The following is a 25,527-nucleotide window of genomic DNA, read 5'->3' as shown; positions in this document are numbered from 1 at the left end:
GATTACGCCATCGCCGGCAAGCCCGGCGCCTACGGGGGGTGCGTGGTTAGTCGGTGAGTTTTTCCGCCAGCGCCTTCACGCGTGCCAGGTCACCCTTGGCAACTTTGGCCACACCCGTGCCGTACTCCGGGTCGGCCTTGTAGAGGAACGACAGGATGATGTGCTTGCTCTCGTCATCGGTGGTGGCCAGGGAGCCGCCGAAGTTCTCGATCAGGTCCTGGCGCTCTTTCTTGCTGTAGGAGCGATACAGGTCGCCGGCTTGCTTGAAGTTCTGCTCACGCTGGATCTTCGCCTGCTGGGTGCTGCCCGACAGGGCCGACTGGCTGTAGCGCGCGGCTTGCGGCTCTTCACGTGGCAGCAGGCGGCTTGGCTGGTAGTTCACGCCCGTGGAGGTCTTGCCGGCATTCATTGCGCCGTCCTGGTTGCCGTTGTTGACGGTGACCCGTGGCGCGTTGATCGGCAATTGCAGGGCATTGGCGCCCAGGCGGTACATCTGTGTGTCAGCGTAGGAGAACACCCGGCCTTGCAGCAGGCGGTCCTCTGACGGCTCGATGCCCGGCACCAGGTTGGACGGGGCCATGGCCACCTGCTCGGTTTCCTGGAAGACATTGGCCGGGTTGCGGTTCAGCACCATCTGCCCGACTTTGCGCTCCGGTACGCCCGGCCAGATCTTGGTGGCGTCCAGCGGGTCGAAATCGAACTTGGCCAGGTCTTCAGGCTTGAGCACCTGCACGTACAGGTCCCACTTGGGGAAATCCCCTTTGTTGATATGGGTGACCAGGTCATGGGTCATGTGGCTGTAGTCACGGCCCTGCACGTCGACGACCTGCTTGGGATCAAGGTTCTTGAGGCCCTGCTGGCTTTTCCAGTGGAACTTGACGTAGTGCACTTCGCCCTTGGCGTTGATCAGCTTGTAGGCGTGCACGCCATTGCCGTCCATTTCCCGGTAGCTGGCCGGGGTGCCCGAGTCGGAATACAGCTCGGTCAGCGTGCGCGTGGACTCTGGCACATGGGAGAAGAAGTCGAAGCGGCGGGAATCGTCATCGAGGTTGGTGCGCGGGTCCGGCTTGAAGGCGTGGACCATGTCCGGGAACTTGATGGCATCGCGGATAAAGAACGTCGGGAAGTTATTGCCAACGAGGTCCCAATTGCCCTCGGCGGTGTAGAACTTGGTGGCGAAACCGCGCGGGTCGCGCAGGGTTTCCGGGGAGTGGTTGCCGTGCACCACAGAGGAAAAACGCACGAACACCGGGGTGCTTTCGCCGGCGGCGAAGACCTTGGCCTTGCTCAGGTCGCTGAGGTTGTCGGTCACCGTGAAGGTGCCGTGGGCGCCCGTGCCACGGGCATGCACGACGCGCTCGGGGATGCGCTCGCGGTCAAAGCGTTGCAGCTTCTGGATCAACTGCACGTCCTGCAGCAGCACCGGGCCATTGGCGCCGGCGGTCTGCGAGTTCTGGTTGTCGCCAACGGCAGCGCCGTTGTCGCGGGTCAGGTTGGCGGCTTGCACTGACAGCGAAAGCAGGCTGGCGGTCGCGACTACCAGCGCATATCGCGCCGATAGAGGCCGGCGGCTCATTGAGTTCTTCATCGAGGTGTCCTCTGGTTTTTTTGATGCACATTCAGTTGTGCTTGCCAGAGGCTAGTGACCCCAGCACCAGAAGATAAATAGAAAAGCCGCACTAACCCGATTGAAAAAATAGTGTGGTAAGCCACTGATTTGGCGAGTATTTCGCGCGCGATTGGTGGCACTTTGCAAACTATTTGCGATTTAATGTGTCGATAAAAACTAACAGTGTTAACGGTTGTGTCAGGCAAGCCCGCTATGACTGACTTACACTGGGTTCCACCCTTCTCATCTGTAACAAGGAATAACCTATGGGCGTGATCAGTGAGTTCAAGGCCTTCGCGGTCAAAGGTAATGTGGTCGATATGGCCGTCGGTATTATCATCGGCGCCGCCTTCGGCAAAATTGTTTCCTCGTTTGTAGGCGACGTGGTGATGCCGCCACTGGGCCTGTTGATTGGCGGCGTGGACTTCGGTGATCTGGCGATAACGCTCAAGGCTGCGCAGGGTGACGTCCCCGCGGTGGTACTGGCCTATGGCAAGTTCATCCAGAGCGTGGTCGACTTCCTGATCGTTGCGTTTGCGATCTTCATGGGCGTGAAGGCGATCAATCGCCTGAAACGTGAAGAGGCCGTGGCACCAAGCCTGCCGCCGACGCCTACCAAGGAAGAGGTCTTGCTGGGCGAGATCCGTGACCTGCTCAAGGCACAGAACGACAAGCCGCTTTAACCGATAAGGGCTGTGTCAGAGGCGCCTGTTGCAGGCGCCTTTTTTATTACCAGTAGTTTTCCACTGCCACCTGGCCCGGGCGCCGGCTCAAGCTCAATTGCAGGTCGCGCTGCTTGAGCAACTGGCGAGTGTCATCGACCATCTGCGGATTGCCGCAAATCAGTACACGGGAATGCTCAGGCGTCAGCTCGACCCCGGCCGCGCGCTCCAACTCGCCGTTTTCGATCAGCGTAGTAATGCGCGCGTTCAAGGCGCCGGGGTGCGGCTCGCGGGTCACGATCGGAAGGTAGGTCAGTTTGTGCGCGTACTCGGCGAGGTACTCACGCTCGCCCAGTTCGGCGATCAGCGCCTGATAGGCCAGCTCCTTGGCCTCACGCGCGCTGTACACCAGGATGATCCGCTCGAATTTCTCCCAGACTTCGAAATCCTGCAGGATCGACAAAAACGGCGCCACCCCGGTGCCGGTCCCCAACATCCACAAATCACGGCCATCGACAAAACGGTTCAACGTCAGGAAACCCGTGGCCTGGCGCTCGACCATCAGGGTATCGCCCACTCGCAGGCGGCTCAGTTCACTGGTGAATTCCCCGCCAGGCACCACAATCGAGAAGAAATCCAGGTGCTCATCGAACGGCGAAGACACCACCGAATAGGCGCGCCACACCGTGCTGCCGTCGGCCTTGGTCACCCCCAGACGTACGAACTGACCCGCCGTGAAGCGGAATCCCGGGTCGCGTGTGGTGCGCAGCGTAAACAGGCTGGGGGTCAGCGATTGCACGTCGAGCAAGGTCTGGCGGGTAAATTTCTCAGCACTGGCCGTCATGGGAGGCTCCGTTCTACAGGAGCCCTAGTGTCCCTCAAAGTCGCGCGCGGAAACACCGGTGGTTTGTAGTGGAATCCCATGCGCACGCAAGTATGGCTATCTAATACCATCACTAATCAATTGGCTATTAAGCCCTTTCCCGACGTTACAAACGCACCATAACTTGCGCGTTACACAGCCTTCAACCCACTAAAAAACCGCAAGAAATTTATTCAGCGCAGGGAATGAGTTGCAACAATCGAATAAAAAAATCTCAAGCACCGCCCGTCAATAACCAAATTTTCATCTTGCCTTGCAGGCCATGTCCTACACTCATTTCCTGCGGCGTAGGGAGTCCAGGACGTATCCCCAGTCGCGCAGAACCTCATGGAGATTCACCAATGGTTAACTGGCGCAATTCAAGACTTCCCAAGCTGGAAGGCGAGAGCGAAACCACCAGTCTTTTTGACTTAGCCGTCAATCACACCTACGCACTCGGCTTTCAGTACTGCTCATTTACCATGACTTCGCAACTACCTGACACTCACGCGAAGCCCATTTGCATCAACAACTATCCGGAGGAATGGAACAAACTGTATAACCAGGCCCGCTTCTTTGAAGTTGATCCGGTCGTTAAACATTGCAAAACTTGTGTATTGCCCCTGGTCTGGGAGGAAAAAACCTTCAAGGATTCCCCCTCCCTCTGGTCCCTGGCCCAGACATGTGGCGTGAACCTGGGCTGGACTCAAGCCGTGCATGATTTCCAGGGCGTGTTCAGCATGCTCACCCTGGGCCGCGGCAAAGGTGCGGTCAGTCCGGAAGAATTGTATGAAAAGGCCGGCCAGGTACTCTGGCTCTGCCATGCGCTCCACACGGTCGTAGCACAGACCTACACCGACACCGCAACCAGCAGCCCTGCGAGCAAACTGACCCCACGGGAAACCGAAATCCTCAAGTGGTCGGCCATGGGCAAGACCGCCGCGGATATCGCTACCATCCTGTGCCTGTCCGAACGCACGGTAGGCTTTCATATTTGCAGTTGCTTCAAGAAGCTGGGCGTCAACAACAAGATTGCCGCCGTGCTCTGCGCTTCGAAAGCGGGGTTGTTTTAAGCGCGGCTGAAACTACGCATGTAATCCCCCCTGAAAAAAAGTAACATTTGCGGCAAATGTCTGAGTGCTGAGCGACCCTGCCGGGGTCCTGCCCGCTGTTCACTCAGACCGTTGTGCAGGCCACTGCCCAACGCCCATCGATTACCCAGAGCCTCCCCGCCATGCCCCTGCTCGACACGCCCTTCGCCCAGCTCGATCTGATTCGCCAGCCAGAACAGCACAACGATCCGCTGCAAGCCTTCGACGCGGCCGACGAGTACCTCCTCAGCTACCTGGCCGAACAGCAACCCGGCGCCGCGACCCGCGTGTTGGTGCTCAATGACAGCTTCGGCGCCTTGGCCGCCAGCCTTGAAGGCCAGGTGCAAGTGACTTCCAGCGGCGACTCTTTCCTCGCGGCCCAGGGCCTCGGGAAAAACCTGGTGCGCAACGCCAAGGCCTTCGATGCGGTGCCGTTCATCCCCGCCAGCCAGCTGCCAGCAGGGCCCTTCGATCGCGTGCTGATCCGTGTACCCAAGACCCTCGCCTTGCTGGGAGAGCAACTGATCCGCCTGCAGGGTCAACTGGCGCCGGGCGCGGAAGTGATCGCCGGGGCGATGGTCAAGCACCTGCCACGCGCGGCCGGGGAAATGCTTGAGCGCTATATCGGCCCCATGCACGCCTCGCTGGCCGTCAAGAAAGCCCGGCTGTTGATCGCCACCGTTGCGGAGCGTCCGACAGCGGTCTCGCCCTACCCCACCCGCTACACCGTGGATGCGCCGGCGATTGAACTGCTGAACCACGCCAACGTGTTTTGCCGCGAAAGCCTGGACATCGGCACCCGCGCTTTCCTGCCGCACCTGCCGAAAAACCTCGGCAGTGCCCGCGTCGCAGACCTGGGCTGCGGCAATGGCGTATTGGCCATCGCCAGCGCACTGCAAAACCCTGACGCGCAGTACACCTTGGTGGACGAGTCCTACATGGCCGTGCAGTCGGCGCTGGAGAACTGGCGCGCCGCCCTCGGCGAGCGCGACGTCAACGTCCGCGCCGGTGATGGCCTCGCTGGCCAGGAACCGCAGTCCCTGGATGTGGTGCTGTGCAACCCGCCGTTCCACCAGCAGCAGGTGGTGGGCGACTTCCTGGCCTGGCGCATGTTCCAGCAGGCGCGCGAGGCACTGGTGGTCGGCGGCGCCCTTTATATAGTCGGCAACCGTCATCTGGGTTATCACAGCAAGTTGGCGCGGCTGTTCCGGGGTGTCGAGCAAGTGGCGGCGACCCCGAAGTTCGTGATCCTCAAGGCGCGCAAATAAAAAAACCCTGCCGATCTCGCGATGGGCAGGGTTGAAAGCCGGGCCGCAAGGCCCGGATCGGGATGTCAGTGGGTGGTCAGGCCCGCCGCATTCATGAACATGCGCATCAGGCTGGCCACGACAAACAGGGCCAGCACGCTGCCGGTCCAGATCATCGCCAACCACCCCAGGCGCCGCCACAGCGGCTGTTTCTCGGCCTGTTCAATCTCGTGCAACGAAGGCTTGCCGGACATTAAACGCCCCTCCTAGTGATAACCGTCTTCGTGGGTGACCTTGCCGCGGAACACGTAGTAGCTCCAGAAGGTGTAGCCCAGGATGAACGGGATGATGAACAACGTGCCGACCAGCATGAAGCCCTGGCTCTGCGGCGGTGCGGCGGCATCCCAGATCGAGACCGACGGCGGGATGATGTTCGGCCACAGGCTGATCCCCAGGCCGCTGTAGCCGAGGAAGATCAGCACGAGCGTGAGCAGGAACGGCGTGTAGTGCGCATTACGCGCCACCGCACGGATCAGGCCGTACATAGTCACCAACACCAGGATCGGCACCGGCAGGAACCAGAACAGGTTCGGCAGGGTGAACCAGCGCGAAGCGATTTCCGGGTGCGCCAGCGGCGTCCACAGGCTGACGATACCGATCACCGCCAGCACCACGAACGCCAGCGGCCGCGCCAGGTTGTGCATCTGCTCCTGCAACTTGCCTTCGGTCTTCATGATCAGCCAGGTGCAGCCGAGCAAGGCATAAGCCACGATCAGCGCCACACCGCAGAACATCGTGAACGGTGTCAGCCAGTCCAGCGAGCCGCCGGCAAACTGGCGATCCACCACCGGGATGCCGTCGATAAAGGCGCCCAGCGCCACGCCCTGGAAGAACGTCGCGGCCAGCGAGCCACCGATGAAGGCCTTGTCCCACAGGTGACGCTTGTGGTCCTTGGCCTTGAAGCGGAACTCGAAGGCCACGCCCCGGAATATCAGCCCGACCAGCATCAGGATTAGCGGCAGGTACAACGCGGAGAGCACCACCGAATAGGCCAGCGGGAACGCGCCGAACAACGCCGCGCCGCCAAGTACCAGCCAGGTTTCATTGCCGTCCCAGACCGGGGCCACGGTGTTCATCATCACGTCACGGTCGACTTTGCCGGGGATAAACGGAAAGAGAATGCCGATACCCAGGTCGAAGCCGTCCATGACCACGTACATCATGATGCCGAAAATGATGATCACGGCCCAGATCAGCGGAAGATCAATACCCATCTCAATTCCCCTTGTGCTGGATGTGGGCGTGGTCGTCATCGCTGCCATCATCGGCGGCAGACAACGGACGGGCCGGTGTGCGTTTCTGGCCAGGACCACCGTGGGTCGGCTCGGTGCCTTCGTGGGTCACAGGGCCCTTGCGCACCAGGCGCATCATGTAGCCCAGGCCCGCGCCGAACAGCGCGAAATACACCACCACGAACAACACCAGGGTAATGGTCATCTGCGCCAGGCTATGCCCGGAGGACGCATCCGCCGTGCGCATCAACCCGTAGACCACCCACGGCTGACGGCCGATTTCGGTGGTGAACCAACCGGCGAGAATCGCGATCAGCCCGGACGGGCCCATCCACAGCGCCAGGTACAGGAACGGCTTGGACGTGTACATCTTGTCGCCACGGCGCAGCCACAGGCTGAACAGCCCGGTGAAGATCATCAGGAAGCCCAGGCCGACCATGACCCGGAACGACCAGAACACAATGGTCGAATTGGGGCGATCCTCAGGCGGAAACTCCTTGAGCGCCGGCACCTGTTTATCCAGGGAGTGGGTCAGGATCAGGCTGCCCAGATAGGGAATCTCGACCGCGTACTTGGTTTTCTCGGCCTTCATGTCCGGCCAGCCGAACAGGATCAGCGGCGTCGGTTCGTTGCCGATATTCTCCCAGTGGCCTTCAATCGCAGCGATTTTCGCCGGTTGATGCTTGAGGGTGTTGAGGCCATGGAAGTCACCGATCACTGCCTGGATCGGCGCGACGATCAGCGCCATCCACATCGCCATCGACAACATGGTGCGGATCGCCGGGTTGTCCTTGCCGCGCAGCAAATGCCAGGCCGCCGAGGAGCCGACGAAGAACGCCGTGGCCACGAAAGCCGCCGTGGCCATGTGCATCAGGCGGTAGGGGAAGGACGGGTTGAAGATCACCGCCAGCCAATCGGTGGGGATCACGCGGCCGTCGATGATTTCAAAGCCCTGCGGCGTCTGCATCCAGCTGTTGGAGGCGAGAATCCAGAACGTCGAGATCAACGTACCGACGGCCACCATCACCGTGGAGAAAAAGTGCAGCTTGCGCCCCACCTTGTTCCAGCCGAACAGCATCACGCCGAGGAAACCGGCTTCGAGGAAGAACGCCGTGAGCACTTCATACGTCAGCAGCGGGCCGGTGACGGCGCCGGCGAAGTCCGAGAAGCGGCTCCAGTTGGTGCCGAACTGGTAGGCCATCACCAGGCCGGAGACCACGCCCATGCCGAAGTTGACGGCAAAGATCTTCGACCAGAAATGGTAGAGGTCACGGTAGGTGTCGTTATGGGTTTTGAGCCACAAGCCCTCCAGCACCGCAAGGTAACTGGCCAGGCCGATGGTGATCGCCGGGAACAGGATGTGGAACGAGATGGTGAATGCGAATTGAATTCGGGCGAGATCTAGCGCCTCCAAACCGAACATAAGTCTTCCTCTGTCAGGTAATACCGGCTGCTGGCGGGAGCCTGCACCCACTGCCCCCACGGATATGGAGTCTGGCGAATTTCAATTCGTTTCTTTTTTTAACCAACCACGCAGGGAATCTGGCCTTGCGGCCGCCAGACCGATGCCCGGGCGGACATTGATCTGGATCAAGCATTGCTGAAAGAGTAGTCCCATTTTGAGGATTGAACTGTGTGGTCTTTTGCCGCGTGACAGACTGCCTCAGCGCAGTTCCTGCAACCATCTGTTACAACTTGATGATAATCTCGGCCCTCCCCCGGCCCTGACCAGAATTCCCGATGCCTAGTGAACCCGCGTTGCTGTTGCGTCACCACCGCCCTTTCATCGCGTTCTGGCTGGCACGGATCTTTACCGCCAGCGGTTTCCAGATGCTCACCGTGGCCATCGGCTGGAACCTCTACCAACTGACCGGCAATGTGCTGGACCTGGGCCTGGTCGGGCTGGTCGAGTTCGTACCGCGCGTGCTGTTCATGCTGCACACCGGGCATGTGGCCGACCGCTATGAGCGGCGCAAGGTCGCCGCCATCTGCCAGACCGTGCAGGCGTTGATCGCCCTGTCCCTGGCCATCGGTGGCCTGACCGGCAACGTGACCCGCGAGATGATCTTTATCCTCGCCTTCCTGCTCGGCGCCGCGCGCTCCTTTGAAATGCCCACCACCCAGGCTCTGCTGCCGAGCATCGTGCCCAGCGCACTGTTCCCGCGCGCCGTGGCCTCATCGCAATCGGCCCAGCAACTGGCGACCATCGTCGCGCCGGCCCTCGGCGGTTTGCTCTACGCGTTTGGCAGCGTGTGGGTGTATGGCCCTACCGTGGCGCTGTACCTGATTGCCTGTGTGCTGACCCTCAACCTGCCCGCCCGCCAGACCCCGCTCAACAAGGGCAAGGCCACCCTCGATTCGCTGCTGGCCGGCATCCGCTTTATCCGCAGCCGCCCGGACATTCTCGGGGCGATTTCCCTGGACCTGTTTGCCGTGCTGCTGGGCGGCGCCACCGCGTTGCTGCCGGTGTTCGCCAAGGACATCCTGCTGACCGGCGCCTGGGGCCTGGGCCTGCTGCGCTCGGCACCAGCAGTAGGCGCGCTGTTGATGTCGCTGTGGCTGGCACGGTTTTCGGTGGATCGGCATGTGGGCCGCGTGATGTTCACTGCCGTCGGCGTATTCGGCGTGGCGACCATCGCGTTCGGCCTGTCCACTTCGTTCTGGTTCTCGCTGGCAGTGCTGGTGGTCCTGGGCGCGGCGGACATGATCAGCATGGTGATCCGCGCCTCCTTCGTGCAGCTGGAAACCCCGGATGAAATGCGCGGTCGCGTGAGTGCCGTCAACGGCCTGTTCATCGGCGCATCGAATCAACTGGGCGAGTTCGAATCGGGCATCACCGCCCACTGGTTCGGCACCGTGCCCGCCGTGGTCATGGGCGGGATCGGCACGCTGGTGGTGACGGGGACCTGGATCAAACTGTTCCCGACCCTGGCCAACCGCGACCGCATGCATGTGCCGGTGGAAGAAACCAAGCCATAAGCCGGTTGAAAAACCGTCAATGTCGGCGCTGGCTTGCCTGCGATGGCGGTGTCTCAGCCACTATATGATGGGCTGACAGATAGCTATCGCAGGCAAACCAGCTCCCACATTTTGCTCTTCTGTGGTCCGAAGACCGGGTTACAGCACCTTGTCCAACGTGATGGGAAACTCGCGCACTCGCTTGCCGGTGGCATGGTAGATCGCATTCGCGACCGCCGCCGCCACGCCGACAATGCCGATCTCACCGACGCCCTTGGACCCCAGCGCGTTGACGATCTCGTCGTGTTCTTCGACGAATATCACCTCAATCTCGCCAATATCGGCATTCACCGGAATGTGGTACTCGGCCAGGCTGTGGTTCATGTAGCGCCCCAGTTGATGGTCGACCTGGGTTTCTTCATGCAGGGCCATGCCGATGCCCCATACCACGCCACCGAGTATCTGGCTGCGCGCCATTTTTGGATTGACCACGCGCCCGGCCGCAATCGCACTGACCACGCGGCTGACCTTGATAGTGCCGAGGTCTTCATCCACCCGCACCTCGACGAACACCGCCGAATGCGTGGCAGTGCTGTAGCCCTCACGTTTTTTGTCCGGCTCACTGTCGACCTGGGCTTCCAACGCCGCTTCGCCACTGTCCTTGACCAACTGCGCCAACGACACGCTCACGTCGCCGGCGTGCAGTTGACCGTCTTCAAACCGCACGGACTGCGCCTGCGTGAATACCGGGTAGGTCTGCCGGGCGATGGCCAGCAACTGGGCATTCAAGGCTTCGCACGCTTGCTGCACCGCAGTGCCCACCGAGGACACGGTAAACGAGCCGCCCTGCAACGGCGCCGTCGGCAATGAAGAGTCACCGAGCAGAAAACGCACGTCGTCCATCGCCACGCCGCTGGCCTGCGCCGCGATCTGGGTCATGACCGTGTACGTACCCGTGCCGATATCGGTGGTGGCGCTGCTGACCGTCAGCTTGCCCTCGGCATCGAGGCGGGCCTTGGCGCTGGCCTTCATCTGCATGGCTTCCCACACGCCGCCGGCCATGCCCCAGCCGATCAACTGGCGGCCATCGCGCATGCTGCGCGGTTCCGGGTTGCGCTGGCTCCAGCCAAAACGCTCGGCGCCATCACGGTAACATTCGCGCAGGGCTTTGCTTGACCAGGGTTTGTCGTCGTTCTGATTGCGCTCGGCGTAGTTGATCAGCCGCAGCTTCACCGGGTCCATGCCCAAGGCGCACGCCAGTTCGTCCATGGCGCACTCCAGGCCGATCACGCCCAGGGCCGCGCCAGGTGCACGCATGTCCAGCGGGGTGAACACGTCCAGTGGCACCAACTGGTAGGTCAATTGCACGTTGTCGCAGTGATAAAGCATGCCGCTCCACTCCACCACGTGCTCGCTGAAGTCTTCGAAACGTGAGGTCTGGCCAATCGCCGTATGCCCCAGCGCCATCAGGCGGCCATCTGCCGCCGCGCCCATCTGCAAACGCTGCAAGGTGCGTGGGCGGTAGCCGAAGGTGAACATTTGCTGACGCGTCAGCGTGACGCGCACCGAGCGCTTGAGCGCCAGGGACGCCATCACCGCCAGCGGCAACTGGTACTGCGGGCGCAGGCCGGATCCAAAGGCACCACCGACGAACGCGGCAAAGATGCGCACTTGGCTCTTGTCCAGGCCGAAGACTTTTTGCACATAGGCCTGGCAGTTCTGCGGGCCCTGGGTCTTGTCGTGGATATGCAGGGTGCCGTCCGGCTGATACAGCACGGTGCTGGCGTGCGGCTCCATCGGGTTGTGGTGTTCGATGGGGGTGCTGTAGTGCAGGTCAAGGCTCACGGCGGCGCCGGTCCATTCGGCCTGGAAATTACCGCGTGGCTTGGGCGGGGTTTGCGGTGACGGGTGAGCCTGCTCCTGCTGGGCCACCAGGTCGGTTTCGAAGGTTTCGCTGGCGTACTCGATCTGCACCAGTGAGCCGGCATGCCGCGCCAGTTCGAGGTTGTCGGCGATCACCAGGGCCAGCGGCTGGCCGCTGTAGAGCACGCGGTCGTTGTACAGCGGACGAAACGGCGAGCCATCGGCGGCATCATCGTCGGCGAAGGCATCGTCATAGCTGGCGAGTCTGGGCCGGTTGCGGTGATCGAGCACCATGACCACGCCCGGCAGCGCCAAGGCTTTGGAGGCGTCGATGTTGACCACGCGTCCTTTGGCGATGGTGCTGGAGACCACACTGCCATGCAGCAGGCCAACCTCGGGAAACTCGCCGGCATAGCGCGCCTGGCCGGTGACCTTGAGCAGACCGTCGACACGGTCCAGGGGTTTGCCGAGAGCGGTCATGGGCGTTCTCCGGCGACGGCGGCGTCGCTCAGGGCGCGGATGATTGCACGGCGCGCCAATTTGATCTTGAAGCCGTTGTGTTCCAACGGCTCGGCGTCTTGCAGCAAGGCATCGGCGGCGTTGCTGAAGGTTTCGCGGCTGACCGCCTGGCCGATCAACGCAGCTTCCACCGCGCGATCCCGCCACGGTTTATGGGCCACACCGCCGAGGGCCAGGCGCGCGTCGACGATCCGGTCACCGTCCAACTCCAGGGCTGCGGCGACCGAGACCAGCGCGAAAGCGTAGGACGCACGGTCGCGGATTTTCAGGTAGTGACTGTGACGCGCCAGGTGGTCGGCGGGCAGCTCAATGGCGGTGATCAGTTCATCATCGGCCAATTGGTTATCACGCTGCGGCGCATCGCCGGGCAGGCGGTGGAAGTCGGCAAACTCGATGACCCGCGCGCCGCCACGCCCCTCCACATGCACCCGTGCCTCCAATGCCGCGAGGGCCACGCACATGTCCGACGGGTGGGTGGCCACGCACTGGTCGCTGGCGCCGAGGATCGCATGGATACGGTTCAAGCCGGTGCGCGCCGGGCAACCGCTGCCGGGCTCGCGCTTGTTGCAGGGCACGGCGGCGTCATAGAAGTAATAGCACCGGGTGCGCTGCAGCAGGTTGCCGCCAGTGCTGGCCATATTGCGCAATTGCGGCGAGGCACCGGCGAGGATCGCCTGCGACAGCAACGGGTAGCGCGCCTCGACCAGCGGGTGCCAGGCCAGGTCGGCGTTGCTGACCAGCGCGCCGATGCGCAGGCCGCCTTCTGCGGTTTCTTCAACACCCTGCAACGGCAGGCCGGTGATGTCGATCAGGTGCTCGGGGCGCGTGAGGTTTTCTTTCATCAAGTCCAGCAGGTTGGTGCCGCCGGCGATAAAGCGCGATGCGGCGCTGCTCAGGTGCACGGCCTCGTGCACATCCGCAGGCTTGCTGTAATGGAAGGGGTTCATGACTGATCTCCCCCGGCGCGGCAGCGGGGCAACGCGTCTTCGATGGCATCGCGAATATTGGTGTAGGCGCCGCAACGGCACAGGTTGCCGCTCATCAGTTCCTGGATCTGCGCGGTGTCGTGGGCACGGCCTTCATTGGCCAGGCCGACAGCGGAACAGATCTGGCCAGGGGTGCAGTAGCCGCACTGGAAGGCATCGTGCTTGATGAAGGCTTGCTGCATCGGGTGGAGCTGGTCGCCGTCGGCCAGGCCTTCGATAGTGGTCAGCTCGGCGCCGTCGCACATCACCGCCAGGGTCAGGCAGGCGTTTACGCGTTTGCCGTCGCGCAACACGGTGCAGGCGCCGCATTGGCCGTGGTCGCAACCCTTTTTGCTGCCGACCAGATCCAGTTGCTCACGCAACAGGTCGAGCAAGGTGGTCCAGGGCAACACGTCCAGCTGGCGGTCCTGGCCATTGAGGCTCAGGCGTATGGAGTGGCTGGCGAACGGTTGGGCCGCCGCGCCATTGGGGTTCGCGCTCATAAACACCTCACGGGTTGGTGTACATCCGCGGCGTTCAGGAAAGTCGCCGTCTCAGGGGTACGACTTCCCGGGGTATTGAGCGTTCAAGGCAATTGATAGGTGGCGATCAGCGAATGCTGAGGGTGGTAACCAGTTGGTTGCGCGGCGGATTGATCGACGTGTTGCTGTACTGGAAGGTGCCACCCGCGGTGATATTCAGCTGGAACGCATAGATGTAGCCCATCACCGTGCCCGCGCCGCTGCACGCCTGGCTGATGGAGCCCACCTGGCAGATCGCGGTGCTGCTGCCGGAAACCGGCGCACCATCGAAGAACGCCTGGGAGCTGTTGCCCAAGCCGACTTCCATCACGTACACCAGCGTTTGCCCACGGTGCGTGCACATCTGGGTGCTGGCCGCGCGTTCAGGGATGGTTTCAGTACAACCTTTCGACTGCACCTTGAACACCCGCACCTCGCTCAACGCCGGTGCAGTCGCGCCCCACGCCGGTGCCGCACTGAGCCAAAGGCCGATTATGGCGAACAGAGCTAGACTGCTGGCGTTGGCTTTTTTCATGCTGGCGATGACCCTGGATTAAACGTCGGCGCAGTATGCCTCAAGGCCACGCTTCAGAATACGCAGCCTATACGCCACACGGCCTCGGCTGCTGGTATGATGCGCCGCTTTTTCCGATCCTCTCTGGAACCACAGGCGCTTGGCGCAGTTTGTGCTTTGACTTAGAGGTCAACAAATCACGACGCAAAATAGCGTCACAGGGAGCAGGCATGCTGGAAAAGCTGTTTCAACTCAAGGCACACAACACCAACGTGCGCACCGAGATCCTCGCGGGCATCACGACATTCCTGGCCATGGCCTACATCCTGTTCGTCAACCCGAGCATCCTCGGCGAGACTGGCATGGACAAGGGCGCAGTATTTGTCGCGACCTGCCTGGCGGCGGCCATCGGTTCGACCGTGATGGGCCTGATCGCCAACTACCCGATCGCACTGGCGCCGGGCATGGGCCTCAATGCCTTCTTTACCTACACCGTGGTCCTGCACATGGGCCATACCTGGCAGGTTGCGCTGGGCGCGGTGTTCATCTCGGCGGTGCTGTTCTTCCTGCTGTCGATCTTCCGTATCCGTGAGTGGATCATCAACAGCATCCCGCTGCCCCTGCGCTCGGCAATTGCCGCCGGTATCGGCCTGTTCCTGGCGCTGATCGCCCTGCACAACGCCGGCATCGTGGTCAGCAACCCGGCCACCATGGTTGGCCTGGGCGACCTCAAGCAACCGGCGCCGATCCTCGCCACCCTCGGTTTCGCGCTGATCGTGGCGCTGGAAGCCCTGGCCGTGCGCGGTGCAGTGCTGATCGGCATCCTGGCGGTGACCATCGTGTCCATCGTCATGGGCTTCACTCCGTTCGGCGGCGTGACCTCGATGCCGCCGTCGCTGGCCCCGACTTTCCTGCAGCTGGATATCAAAGGTGCATTGGACATCGGCCTGGTCAGCGTGATCTTCGCCTTCCTGTTCGTCGACCTGTTCGACAACTCCGGCACCCTGATCGGCGTCGCCAAGCGCGCCGGCCTGATGGGCAAGGACGGCCACATGCCGAAGATGGGCCGCGCCCTGATCGCCGACAGCACCGCCGCCATGGCCGGTTCGCTGCTGGGCACGTCGACCACCACCAGCTACATCGAATCCGCCGCCGGCGTGAGTGCCGGTGGCCGTACCGGTCTGACGGCGATCGTGGTTGCGATCCTGTTCCTGCTGGCGCTGTTCTTCTCGCCACTGGCGGCCAGCGTTCCCGCGTTCGCCACCGCGCCGGCACTGCTGTTCGTCGCCGTGCTGATGACCTCGGGCCTGGCCGAAATCGACTGGGATGACATTACCGTTGCAGCGCCGGTGGTGATCACCGCCCTGGCGATGCCCTTCACTTACTCCATCGCCAACGGCATCGCCTTCGGTTTCATCGCCTGGACCGCCATCAAGCTGCTTTCGGGCCGCTACCGTGAGCTGAACCCGGCACTGGTGATTCTGTCGATTCTGTTTGTGATCAAGCTGGGCTGGTTCAACGCATGACTTTTGACGCCGCACGCTACACCGCTCAACTGCAAGACAAGGTCACGCGCTTGCGTGACCTGCTGGCACCGTTCGACGCGCCCGAGCCACAGGTCTTCGATTCGCCGCTGCAGCACTTTCGCCTGCGCGCGGAGTTCCGCCTGTGGCGCGAAGGCGGTGAACGCCACTACGCGATGTTCTCCCAGGACGACAAACGCACACCGATCCTGATCGAAGAATTTCCCATCGCCAGCCAGCGCCTCAACCAGTTGATGCCGCAGCTCAAGGCCGCCTGGCAAGCCAGTGCTGCGCTGAGCCACAAGCTGTTCCAGGTGGAGTTCCTCACCACGTTGGCCGGCGACGCAATGATCACCCTGTGCTACCACCGCCCGCTGGACGAGCATTGGCACACCGCCGCGAACCAGTTGGCTGCCGACTTGAACGTGAGCATCATCGGCCGTTCGAAAGGCAAGCGCGACGTGATCGGCCATGACTACGTGGTGGAAAAGCTCGAGGTCGGCGGTCGCACATTCAGCTACCGCCAGCCTGAAGGCGCGTTCACCCAGCCCAACGGCACGGTGAACCAGAAGATGCTCAACTGGGCGTACGAAGCCCTGGGCGATCGCCCGGATGATTTGCTCGAGTTGTATTGCGGCAACGGCAATTTCACCCTGCCCCTGGCAACCCGCGTGCGCAAAGTGCTGGCCACCGAAATCAGCAAGACCTCGGTGAATGCCGCGCTGAGCAACCTTGATGAAAACGCGGTGGATAACGTCACGCTGGTGCGCCTGTCTGCCGAGGAACTCACCGAGGCGCTCAACGAAGTGCGCCCGTTCCGTCGCCTGCACGGCATCGACCTGAAGAGCTACGAATTCGGCAGCGTGTTCGTCGACCCGCCCCGTGCCGGCATGGACCCGGACACTTGCGAACTGACCCGGCGTTTCGACAACATCCTGTACATCTCCTGCAACCCGGAGACCCTGGCGGCGAACATCGCGCAACTGCATGACACCCACCGCATCACCAAGTGCGCCCTGTTTGACCAGTTCCCGTGGACGCACCATATGGAATCCGGCGTGCTGCTGACCCGCCGATAAGTCGGCAGGACAGCGTAGATCGCCTGTGGGGGTTGGTTTGCCTATGGGGGGTGTCAGTTGATAGATGTGTTGACTGAGCCACCGCCTTCGCGAGCAAGCCCCACAAGGGAATGCATTTCAAGGCAAAGGTGGGGCTGGCTTGCCTGCGATGGCGGGGTGTCAGTTGGTATATGGGTTGGCTGAACTACCGCCATCGCTGCCTCGCTCTGGCTCGAGAGCTCCCACAACCGAGCAGCAGGTTCGAGCTGCATGCAATCGCACAACGCACACCTATCCCCTGTGGGAGCTGGCTTGCCTGCGAAGGCGGGGTGTCATTCGGTACATGGGTTGGCTGAACCACCGCCATCGCTGCCTCGCTCTGGCTCGAGAGCTCCCACATCCGAGCAGCAGGTTCGAGCTGCATGCAATCGCGCAGCGCACACATATCCCCTGTGGGAGCTGGCTTGCCTGCGAAGGCGGGGTGTCAGTCGGTATATGTGTTGACTGACACAACGCCTTCGCGAGCAAGCCCGCTCCCACAGGGGCATGCATTTCAAGGCAAAGGTGGGGGCTGGCTTGCCTGCGAAGGCGCAGGGTCAGTTGGTATATGGGTTGGCTGAACCACCGCCATCGCTGCCTCGCTCTGGATCGAGAGCTCCCACATCCGAGCAGCAGGTTCGAGCTGCATGCAATCGCACCGCGCACACATATTCCCTGTGGGAGCTGGCTTGCCTGCGAAGGCGGGGTGTCAGTCGGTATATGTGTTGAATGACACAACGCCTTCGCGAGCAAGCCCGCTCCCACAGGGGGCTTGCATTTCAAGGCAAAGGTGGCGGCTGGAAATACCCTGCCAACGCCTGCAAGTCCTGCTCGTTGAGCAATCCTGCGTAATACTTCAATTGAATCCGCGCCAGCAGATACGCATGCCGCGCGTTCGCCAGGTCGCGGCGGGCGGTGTAAAGCTGTTGTTCGGCGTCGAGCACGTCGAGGTTGACGCGCTCGCCGCCGCTGACGCTTTTTTGGGTAGCGGTGACCAAGGCGGTGGCGGAGCTGACGGCCATTTCGTAGGCACGCACTTTCGCCGCGCCGCTGGTGTTGAGGTTGAACTGCTTGCGCAGCTCCACCAGGGTCGCCGAGGTTTGCGCATCCAGTTCATATTGGGCCTGGGACAGTTGGTGCGCCGCCTGGCGGGTGGACGCCGACACGCCGCCACCGGCGAACAGCGGCAGGCTGACCTGGATGCCGACACTGTTGGTGTCGTACTTCTGGTTGTAGCTGCTTTCGGAGTCGGAGCTGGTCTGGCGGCTGCTGGCGTAGAGGCTGACCTTGGGCATGTGGCCGGCGCGTTTACGCTCCACTTCATATTCGGCAACGTCCAACGCGTGGTGCTGGGACTTCAGCTCCGGGTTGTTGGCCATCGCCAGTTCGCGCCAGGTGTCGAAACGGTTGGGCTCCAGCGGCGGAATCGCGAACTGGCGAGCCAGCGGTGCCAGTTCTTCGATCTGCAACGGTTGGCCGACGATGGCTTCCAGCTCGCGCAGGGCACTGTCCTGGGTGTCCAGCGCCTCGATTTCCTCGGCCTGGGCCAGGCTCAGGCGGGCCTGGGTTTCCAGCACGTCGGTGCGCGTGCCTTCCCCGCCCTTGAGCAGGCGATCATTGAGTTGCAGGCGTTCGGCAAACGCGCGTTTCTGTGCGCGGCTCAGCTCGATACGCTCCTGGGCCAGCAACGCCTGGCTGTAGGCACTGAGTACGCGCACCGCGAGTTCCTGGCTCTTGCCGCGAAACCGTTCATCGGCCATCAGCGCCTGGGCAGTGCCCTGGCGAAAGCGCGCATAGGCTTCGTAATCCAGCAGCGGTTGCTGCAAGGTCAGGGTCGACGCATAGCTGCGGTAATCGCGGTCGCTGGTGACATTGCCCACGGCGGTGCTCTGGGTTACTTCGGATTCATTGCGCGAATTGTTATAGCTCCAGGACAGGTTCGGCAGCAGCCCGGCGCGGCTGATCGCACGATTCTCCTCGCCGGCCTCGCGCTCCTGGATCGCGGCCTGGAAGGTCGGGTCATTGCGCAGGGCCAGGTCGTACGCATCCAACAAACCCAGGGCCTGCGCCGCCGGTGCGCAACTGAAACACAGGGTGAACAACAACGCCTTCATTCTTCCACCAGGGCCATGTGGGTGCGATCCAGCAACGGTTTGAACAGGTAGTTGAGCATCGAGCGCTCACCGGTCTTGACGAAGGTTTCCACCGGCATGCCGGGGCGGATCTGCACGCCGTCCAGTTGCTGCATGCCGGCCGCGCTGACCTGCGCGCGCAGCGTGTAGTAAGGCTCGTCGGTGCGCTCATCGACCTGGCGATCCGCTGACACCAGCGTGACCTCGCCGGCCACCCGTGGTGTGGTGGATTGGTTGAAGGCCGAGAACATCAACTCCACCGGCAAGCCGGGGTGCACCTTGTCGACCATCTGCACCGGCACCCGCGCCTCCACCAGCAACGGCTCGCCCTGGGGCACGATGTCCATCAATGCCTGGCCAGGCTTGATCACCCCGCCTTCGGTAAACACATCCAGGCCGACCACCACACCGCTCGCAGGCGCACGCACCAGGCTGTTGGCCAGCTCAAACTCGGCCGAGGCCAGGCGATTGCGCAGGTCATCACTGCGGGTACGGGTATCGGCCAATTGGCCGCGCAGGTCTTTCTGGAAGTCTTCACCGAGCTGGCGGATGCGCAGGCGCAGCTCCAGGACCTGGCGCTGCAATTGGCCAATACGGCCGTAGTCCTCGGCGATGGTGCCGTCGATCTGGGCATACAGGCGCTCGCTGTCGAGCAGGCGATTGCGCGGGATGTAACCGTCGCGCGCCAACTCGCGCAGGCCCTGCAGTTGCTCACTCAGCGCTGCACGTTGCTGGACCTTGCTGGCCTGCGAGTCGCGCGTGCCACGTAGCTGCGCCTCGATCCCGGCGATGGTTTCGCGCAGGCCTTGCTGCTCGGTCGCCAGCGCCTGGGCGCGACTGCTGAACAGCTGGCGTTGCAGGTCCAGGGTGTTGGCAGCCTCGGGATCGTCAAGCAGCTCGGGGCCAAAGGTGACCGCCGCCAACCCTTCGCTTTCCGCACTCAAGCGCGCTTCGCTGGCCAGGGACGCAAGGTACTGGCTGCGCAGGGACTGCATCTGCCCACGCAACGGGGTTTCCTTCAAACGCAGCAGCACCTGGCCGGCGTTGACCACATCACCGTCGCGCACTTCGATGCGTTCGACGATACCGCCTGCCGGATGCTGCACCGTCTTGCGATGACCCGAGACCATGACCTTGCCCGGCACCGCCACGCCCTTGTCCAACGGCGCCAATGCCGCCCAACCGAGGAAGCCGGCGAAGCCACCCAGCACCAGCCACCACCCCAGGCGCGAGTATTTTTTGTCATCCAGCGCCAGCACATTGTTCGGCTGATCACTGACCAACACCGGTTTACTGCTGCTCATGCCTGTTTTCCTTCACCGAGGCGGTAACTCATGCTCATGGTCGACACCGGCTTGGGCGCCGCGGGTTTCTGCCGCGCCTCCAGCACCCGCGCCGTCGGGCCAAAGGCTTGCAACTGGCCGTCCTTGAGGATCAGCAACTGGTCGGTCAGCGTTAGCACGTTGGGTTTGTGGGTAATCAGGATCAGCGTGCGGCGCTGCTGCTTGAGCTGGGTGATCGCCTGCAGCAGGGCCTGCTCGCCCACCTCGTCGAGATTGGCGTTGGGCTCATCCAGCACGATCAGCGCGGGCAAGCCGTACAGCGCGCGGGCCAGGGCCACTCGCTGTTTCTGGCCACCGGACAGGCCGGCACCGCCCTCCCCCAGTGGGGTGTCGTAGCCCTGGGGCAGTTGCAGGATCAAGTCATGCACGCCCGCCATTTGTGCGGCGGCGAGGACTTTGTCGGCGTCCACCGCGTCAAAACGCGCGATGTTTTGCGCGATGCTGCCGGCGAACAGCTGGATGTCCTGGGGCAGGTAACCGATGTGCGGCCCCAGTTGCTGCTTGTCCCAGTGACTCAGGTCGGCGCCGTCCAGCCGCACCTTGCCGGCCAGCGGCGCCCAGGCCCCCACAAGCACCCGCGCCAGGGTGGACTTGCCGCACCCCGACGGGCCGATCACGCCGAGCACTTCGCCTGCCGGCAGGTTGAAGCCGAGGTTGGCCAGCGCCGGGCGCCGACTGCCTGGAGCGCAGGCGCTGACCTGCTCGACACTCAGTTGCCCCTTGGGCACCGGCAAGCTCATGCGCTCGGGGCGCGCCGGGTTGGCCTCAAGCATCTGCGACAGGCGCTCGTAGGCCAGGCGCGCCGAGCCCCATTGCTTCCAGACGCCGATCAGTTGGTCGATGGGGCTCAGCACGCGGCCCATCAGGATCGACCCGGCAATCATCATCCCTGGCGTGATCTCGCCCTGCACCGCCAGCAACGCGCCGAGGCCCAGCACCAGCGACTGCAACGCCAGGCGCACGCCCTTGGACCAGGCCGTGACGGCCGCGGTCTTTTCACTGGCCAGGTTCTGCTGCGCAAGAAACGCCTGGTGCTGGCGGAACCAACGCCCGCGCAAGGTGGCGAGCATGCCCATGGCCTCGATGGTGTCGGCATTGCGCAGGTTCGCCGTGGCCTGCTGGCTGGCGCTGATCGACAGTTGGCTGGCCTGGGCCATTGGCGCCTGGCTGACGCGGTGGTTGAGCCAGGCCAGCGCGATCAGCATCACCGCACCGCCCAGGGCCAGCAGGCCGAGCCAGGGGTGGAACAGGAAAATCACCAGCAGGTACACCGGAAACCACGGCGCATCGAAAAACGCGAACAGCGCCTGGCCAGTGGCGAACTGGCGCAGGGTGGTCAGGTCATGCAGCGCCTGCCCCGCCGCCTGGGTGCCGCCCTTGAGTTGCGCTTCGAACGCGGCGTCGTACACCCGCTGGTTCAGGCGCATGTCCATCTGCGTGCCGAGGCGGATCACCACCTGGCTACGCACCCACTCCAATGCGCCCATCAGGCCGAACAGGCCGAGGATCATCAGCGTCAGCATGAGCAGGGTCATCTGATTGCCCGAGGCCAGCACCCGGTCGTACACCTGCAGCATGTACAGCGCCGGGGCCAGCATCAGCAGGTTGATCACCGCCGAGAACAGGCCGATGTTGAAGAAGCCACTTTTATAAGCCGCGAGGGCGGCCAGGGTTTCGTTGCCGGCGTGGCGCATCTGGGGATTCTCAAAGGGTTGAGCGGGCAGCGTCGTTGCGTTGACAGGCCATGCGACGCTGCGCAGAATTCGGCACCGCCGTCGCTTGAAGAGTTAGAAGGCTTGGCGACAGCGGTGTAATGCGGCGAATGGGAGAGCGATCTTCCATTCGCTTTTTTCATGGCATCAGGCTGCCAGGGCGAAGTCCTGAGGCACATCCTGGACGCCCACCAGCGCCACATCGGCAGCGGCGACCGACGCCGAGTCGACATGAGCAACACCGGCAGCCGCCAGTTGATCGAAGGTGGAGTTGACCGACAGGCTTGGGTCGATGTCCTTGAGCAGGGAGTCGATCGCCGAGGCCAGTGCCGTGCTGTCGCCGCTCATCAGGCCATAAATGATCTGGTGCACCTGGCCGTCACGGCCCTCGGACTGCAGGCTCGACAGGCCCAGGTTGGTGAAGCTGACTTCCTGCTCGGTGAGGGTGTAGCCACCGCTGCTGGCGCCGCCCGACAGGATAGTGCCCAGGTTCAGGGAGTCGATCGAACCCCACAGGGTGTGCGACGGCGGGTTGAACAAGGTGTAGTGCAGGTCACCGTTGGCGACCACCGCCGCGTTGCTGACCGTGCTCGACACACCATATTGGGTGCCGTCGAACGGGCCAGGATTGAAACCACCGGTGTTCGAACCCTCTTTGACCGAACCTTCGCGGTGGTTCAGGTCACCAAAGTAAGCGGACCAGTCGCTCAGGTACTCGGCAACCGTGTTGGCGGCATAGGTCGTGCTGTATGAAATAGAAATGCTCATGCAAAACTCCAAGTCATGGGGTGGTATCTCCACAGCAAGCCAGTGCCTGCTGTGGTTTTGCCCGTCACTGGGCAAAATCGGTCAGAACTGGTATTCAACGGTGCCCTGCAACGTGCGCCCACGCCCGAGGGTAAAGGCCAACACGTCGCCCAGCGGCACCAGGTAGGCGCGGTCGGTGACGTTTTCCATGGCCAGTCGCAGGGTCAGTTGGTCGGTGGCGCGGTAGCTGCTGTAAAGGTCGTAGACGGTGTAGGGCTTCCAGTCGGCCGGATAAACGCCGGTTTGCGACGTGGTCACGCCGACGCCGCCTTTTACGTAGTAACCGCCGCTGTAGCGGGCACGAACGCCCACATCCAATTTGCGCTCGAAGAAGCGCGCACCCAGCGTCGCGGTGCCGCGGTCCATCGGCATATGTTCGGAGGAGCCCAGGATTGCGCTGCAGCTCTGCCCCGCATTGGCCACGTCGTCCGGCACCATCGCGTCTACAGGCGCACGGCTACCCGGGCCTTTCTGGATCTTGGTGACACCGCCCAGCCATGCGGTCTTGCTGCAGAACTTGTTGCTGCCGAGCATGCGTGTGTAGTTGAACTGGCCATAGGCAAACCCGGCGTCGTAATCCAACTGGTATTCGAGACCGCGAAAACGCGTGGTCTCCAGGTTGTTCACATACGCCGCATTGCCGATATTGGCGATGCCATAACCGGGCGGCTGCACGCCCAGGGCCATGTAGGAAAAGTCGTCGACGCGGGTGTTGAAGTAGGACACCTTCATGCCCACGCGGTCATCGGCGAACACCAGGTCTTCCTTCAGCACGTTGAAGCCGACTTCCCAGGCGGTGGACGTCTCCGGTTTCAAGAAGGGGTTGGGGAAAATCGACTCCGAGCCCCCGCCATGGGGCCGGCCGCTGACCAGGCTTTCGGTGACTGCCGGCGGGCGCCAGCCCTTGCCGTACGTGGCGAAGAGTTGCAACCAATCCACGCCAGGCTTGATCGACAGGCCGAAGGTCGGCGAGAAATGCCCCTCTTCCCGGTCCACGTCATAGGTCATGGGCAAGCCGACCTGCCGGGTGGTGCCAATAATGAAGGTACGCGTGTTCAAGCCAGTTTCGCCGCGCAGCCGATAGCGGTCGTAACGCAAGCCGGCATTGAGGCTCAGCCAGTTGTCATAGTCGTAATCCAGGCGCGCGAACAGGCTGCCGAGTGCCCGGTCCCCCTCGGGGGTGATGCTTTCCGCCGCAGAAGCGGTCACCGCCGAGCCTGCCTCCACCATTTGGTTGGAGTCCGGGCGGACTTTGTCGTAGAAGAACTCCAGCCCATAGTTGGCCTTGAGCACGGACAGCTCGCCCAAGGCAAAGGTCGAGATGTTCTGGGCCTGCAAACCGTAGGTGTTGGTCTGGTAGGTGACCTCGTAACCTTTGCTGCTGCCACGGGTCGGAGTGCTCTGGTCATTGCGGGTATCGACGTAGTAGAGCTTGGCCTTGAAATCGATCAGCGGGTTGTCCGGCGTGTAGCTGTAGTCCAGCGCGAAGTTCTGCGCCGTGACATTGCTGCTGCCGAGCTTTTCCCATAACTGGGCTTTTTCGGCGGTCATCATGTTCACGTCGTCGTAGCCAACCTCGGTGGTCAGATAGCTCAGTTGCAAGCGCTGGTCCACCGGCAGATTGATACCGAGCTTGAGCAGGCGCGAACGCATCACCGAGCCCGAATAAGCGACGGGGGTGTTCTTGATCCGTTCCTGACTGTTCGGCAGGAAGGAGCTGCCGGTGCGCAGATCGCCGATGCTGCCTTGGGTGCCAGGTTTGTAATCACCGAGGTGGCGCTCACTGGCGGCCACCAGCATGTCCCACACGTCGGTCCCCACGGCAAACGCCGAACTGCCGATAAAGTGCGTGCCGTTGCTGCGCCCGCCCAGCCCCGTGGTGAGACGAATGCGCCCGCCGATTTCCTTGCCGTCCTTGAGCAGGTCAGCCGCCTCCACGGTACGGAAATTGGCAACCCCGCCAATCACGCCCGCACCGCCCATGGTGGAGGTAGCGCCCTTTTCGATGACGACTTCGGACAACAACTCCGGGTCGACATACAGGGTGCCATTGCGTTGCTGGTGACCACTTTGCTGATAGTTCTGGCGCATGCCGTCGACCGACATGTTGACGCGGCCGTAGTCCTGGATCCCGCGAATATTCACCGACAGGCCAGGGTCCTGCTGACTGACCGCCGAGTAGACGCCTGGCGCCTCCTCGAGCATTTCGGCGGCATGGCGCGGCGGGTTGCGATCCAGCTGTTCACGCCCGACCACACTGACCGAGCGTGGCGAGGAGTACACCCAATCCTGGGCGTGCTGGCCGGTGATGGTGGTGGTTGCCAGCGACAGTGCCGGGGTGCTCGGCTGCTCGACGCGGGTCAGGGTGACCTGGCGCTCGCCGGTAAAGCGGTAGTCCACCGGGGCGGCGCCGAGCAGGCGGCCGAGGCCTTCCTGCACCCCGAAGCTGCCCTGCAGCGCGGTGCTGTTCAAGCCTTGCAGGCGCTGGCTGTCGAACAACACCTGCAGGCCGGCCTGATCGGCGAAGGCCAATACCGCACTGCCAAGCGCTTGCGCGGGAATATTGAACGTCAGCACTGCAGGCTGGGCCGCTGCCACTTGCGGCTGTGCGGCGAACACCGGCGCCGCTGCCGCGAACAGGCCCAGGTGAATGGCCAGGGCTAACCGGGTACCGGTGATACGCCCCTTGTTGAGTGCTGACATTTGTGTTTTTCCCTGCGTAAGCGTTTTTGTTTATGCGAATGCTTCTCACCTAGCAAGACGTGCGACGCGCAGGAAGTCAGTAAGATTTTTTTCAAAGTTTTTAAATG

The 25,527-nt window shown here is 62.5% G+C and carries 20 protein-coding genes; 6 read left to right on the top strand and 14 right to left on the bottom strand.

What is annotated here, in order from left to right; translation table 11 throughout:
- Nucleotides 1-46 precede the first annotated feature (46 nt).
- Nucleotides 47-1,588: a catalase KatB gene (katB, locus tag QMX97_RS10805; RefSeq protein WP_106802580.1), complete on the bottom strand. Its 1,542-nt coding sequence runs from the start codon at nt 1,586-1,588 to the stop codon at nt 47-49.
- Nucleotides 1,589-1,875: 287 nt separating this feature from the next.
- On the opposite strand from katB, the gene mscL reads away from it, so the two are divergent.
- Nucleotides 1,876-2,292, top strand: a complete 417-nt coding sequence (gene mscL / locus QMX97_RS10800) for a large-conductance mechanosensitive channel protein MscL (RefSeq protein ID WP_065910193.1) — start codon at nt 1,876-1,878, stop codon at nt 2,290-2,292.
- Nucleotides 2,293-2,338: 46 nt separating this feature from the next.
- On the opposite strand, the gene QMX97_RS10795 is transcribed toward mscL, so the two are convergent.
- Nucleotides 2,339-3,115: a ferredoxin--NADP reductase gene (locus QMX97_RS10795; protein ID WP_106802579.1), complete on the bottom strand. Its 777-nt coding sequence runs from the start codon at nt 3,113-3,115 to the stop codon at nt 2,339-2,341.
- A 380-nt stretch (nt 3,116-3,495) separates the two neighbouring features.
- Here QMX97_RS10795 and QMX97_RS10790 point away from each other — a divergent pair, with 380 nt between their 5' ends.
- Both QMX97_RS10790 and QMX97_RS10785 read left to right on the top strand, forming a co-directional pair.
- A complete protein-coding gene (locus QMX97_RS10790; protein WP_282396900.1) occupies nt 3,496-4,206 on the top strand; it encodes a LuxR family transcriptional regulator in 711 nt (236 codons plus the stop codon).
- Between the two features lie 161 nt (nt 4,207-4,367).
- Nucleotides 4,368-5,492, top strand: a complete 1,125-nt coding sequence (locus tag QMX97_RS10785; RefSeq protein ID WP_282396899.1) for a methyltransferase — start codon at nt 4,368-4,370, stop codon at nt 5,490-5,492.
- A 65-nt stretch (nt 5,493-5,557) separates the two neighbouring features.
- On the opposite strand, the gene QMX97_RS10780 is transcribed toward QMX97_RS10785, so the two are convergent.
- From QMX97_RS10780 to QMX97_RS10770, 3 genes are read right to left on the bottom strand one after another with little or no spacing between them, the layout of a single operon-like run.
- Nucleotides 5,558-5,725, bottom strand: coding sequence for a DUF2474 domain-containing protein (locus QMX97_RS10780; RefSeq protein WP_010206690.1), 168 nt, complete (start codon nt 5,723-5,725; stop codon nt 5,558-5,560).
- Nucleotides 5,726-5,737: 12 nt separating this feature from the next.
- Nucleotides 5,738-6,745, bottom strand: coding sequence for a cytochrome d ubiquinol oxidase subunit II (cydB, locus tag QMX97_RS10775; RefSeq protein WP_120450029.1), 1,008 nt, complete (start codon nt 6,743-6,745; stop codon nt 5,738-5,740).
- A 1-nt stretch (nt 6,746) separates the two neighbouring features.
- Nucleotides 6,747-8,186 (bottom strand): cytochrome ubiquinol oxidase subunit I, encoded by a 1,440-nt coding sequence (locus QMX97_RS10770; RefSeq protein WP_065910184.1) that lies wholly within the window; start codon nt 8,184-8,186, stop codon nt 6,747-6,749.
- Between the two features lie 317 nt (nt 8,187-8,503).
- Between QMX97_RS10770 and QMX97_RS10765 the strand changes: the two genes are divergently transcribed.
- Complete coding sequence (locus tag QMX97_RS10765; protein WP_065910183.1) at nt 8,504-9,742, top strand: MFS transporter; 1,239 nt, start codon at nt 8,504-8,506, stop codon at nt 9,740-9,742.
- A 138-nt stretch (nt 9,743-9,880) separates the two neighbouring features.
- Here the strand turns inward: QMX97_RS10765 and QMX97_RS10760 are convergent, their stop codons facing one another.
- The 4 genes from QMX97_RS10760 to QMX97_RS10745 all read right to left on the bottom strand — a co-directional run bounded on the left by QMX97_RS10760 (nt 9,881) and on the right by QMX97_RS10745 (nt 14,124).
- On the bottom strand, nt 9,881-12,064 hold the full coding sequence (locus tag QMX97_RS10760) for a xanthine dehydrogenase family protein molybdopterin-binding subunit (RefSeq protein ID WP_282396898.1): 2,184 nt from the start codon (nt 12,062-12,064) through the stop codon (nt 9,881-9,883).
- Complete coding sequence (locus QMX97_RS10755; RefSeq protein ID WP_106802575.1) at nt 12,061-13,050, bottom strand: xanthine dehydrogenase family protein subunit M; 990 nt, start codon at nt 13,048-13,050, stop codon at nt 12,061-12,063. Before QMX97_RS10755 ends, QMX97_RS10760 begins: the two co-directional genes overlap by 4 nt.
- Nucleotides 13,047-13,571, bottom strand: a complete 525-nt coding sequence (locus QMX97_RS10750; protein WP_282396897.1) for a (2Fe-2S)-binding protein — start codon at nt 13,569-13,571, stop codon at nt 13,047-13,049. Before QMX97_RS10750 ends, QMX97_RS10755 begins: the two co-directional genes overlap by 4 nt.
- A 106-nt stretch (nt 13,572-13,677) precedes the next feature.
- Complete coding sequence (locus tag QMX97_RS10745; RefSeq protein WP_201145935.1) at nt 13,678-14,124, bottom strand: DUF4879 domain-containing protein; 447 nt, start codon at nt 14,122-14,124, stop codon at nt 13,678-13,680.
- Nucleotides 14,125-14,333: 209 nt separating this feature from the next.
- Between QMX97_RS10745 and QMX97_RS10740 the strand changes: the two genes are divergently transcribed.
- Both QMX97_RS10740 and trmA read left to right on the top strand, forming a co-directional pair.
- Nucleotides 14,334-15,629 carry an NCS2 family permease gene (locus QMX97_RS10740; protein ID WP_034100857.1) on the top strand — a complete coding sequence of 432 codons (1,296 nt, stop codon included), beginning with the start codon at nt 14,334-14,336 and terminating at the stop codon, nt 15,627-15,629.
- Nucleotides 15,626-16,705, top strand: a complete 1,080-nt coding sequence (gene trmA, locus QMX97_RS10735) for a tRNA (uridine(54)-C5)-methyltransferase TrmA (protein WP_282396896.1) — start codon at nt 15,626-15,628, stop codon at nt 16,703-16,705. The genes QMX97_RS10740 and trmA overlap by 4 nt, the downstream gene beginning before the upstream one ends.
- 797 nt (nt 16,706-17,502) lie before the next feature.
- Here the strand turns inward: trmA and QMX97_RS10730 are convergent.
- From QMX97_RS10730 to QMX97_RS10710, 5 genes are all read right to left on the bottom strand, one after another.
- Nucleotides 17,503-18,837, bottom strand: a complete 1,335-nt coding sequence (locus QMX97_RS10730) for a TolC family outer membrane protein (protein ID WP_106802571.1) — start codon at nt 18,835-18,837, stop codon at nt 17,503-17,505.
- Complete coding sequence (locus tag QMX97_RS10725) at nt 18,834-20,159, bottom strand: HlyD family type I secretion periplasmic adaptor subunit (RefSeq protein WP_065910166.1); 1,326 nt, start codon at nt 20,157-20,159, stop codon at nt 18,834-18,836. The genes QMX97_RS10730 and QMX97_RS10725 overlap by 4 nt, the downstream gene beginning before the upstream one ends.
- Complete coding sequence (locus QMX97_RS10720) at nt 20,156-21,892, bottom strand: type I secretion system permease/ATPase (RefSeq protein ID WP_282396895.1); 1,737 nt, start codon at nt 21,890-21,892, stop codon at nt 20,156-20,158. Before QMX97_RS10720 ends, QMX97_RS10725 begins: the two co-directional genes overlap by 4 nt.
- Nucleotides 21,893-22,057: 165 nt before the next feature.
- The gene (locus tag QMX97_RS10715) at nt 22,058-22,678 is read right to left on the bottom strand and encodes a heme acquisition protein HasA (protein ID WP_065910164.1); all 621 of its coding nucleotides are present in this window, start codon (nt 22,676-22,678) and stop codon (nt 22,058-22,060) included.
- A gap of 81 nt (nt 22,679-22,759) precedes the next feature.
- Nucleotides 22,760-25,420: a TonB-dependent receptor gene (locus QMX97_RS10710; protein WP_282396894.1), complete on the bottom strand. Its 2,661-nt coding sequence runs from the start codon at nt 25,418-25,420 to the stop codon at nt 22,760-22,762.
- Between the last annotated feature and the right edge of the window lie 107 nt (nt 25,421-25,527).

The organism is Pseudomonas sp. PS01298 (genome assembly GCF_029959745.1).
Lineage (GTDB): Bacteria > Pseudomonadota > Gammaproteobacteria > Pseudomonadales > Pseudomonadaceae > Aquipseudomonas > Aquipseudomonas aylmerensis.
The sequence above is the reverse complement of the archived record's forward strand: the minus strand, read 5'-3'. Positions and strand labels throughout refer to the sequence as shown.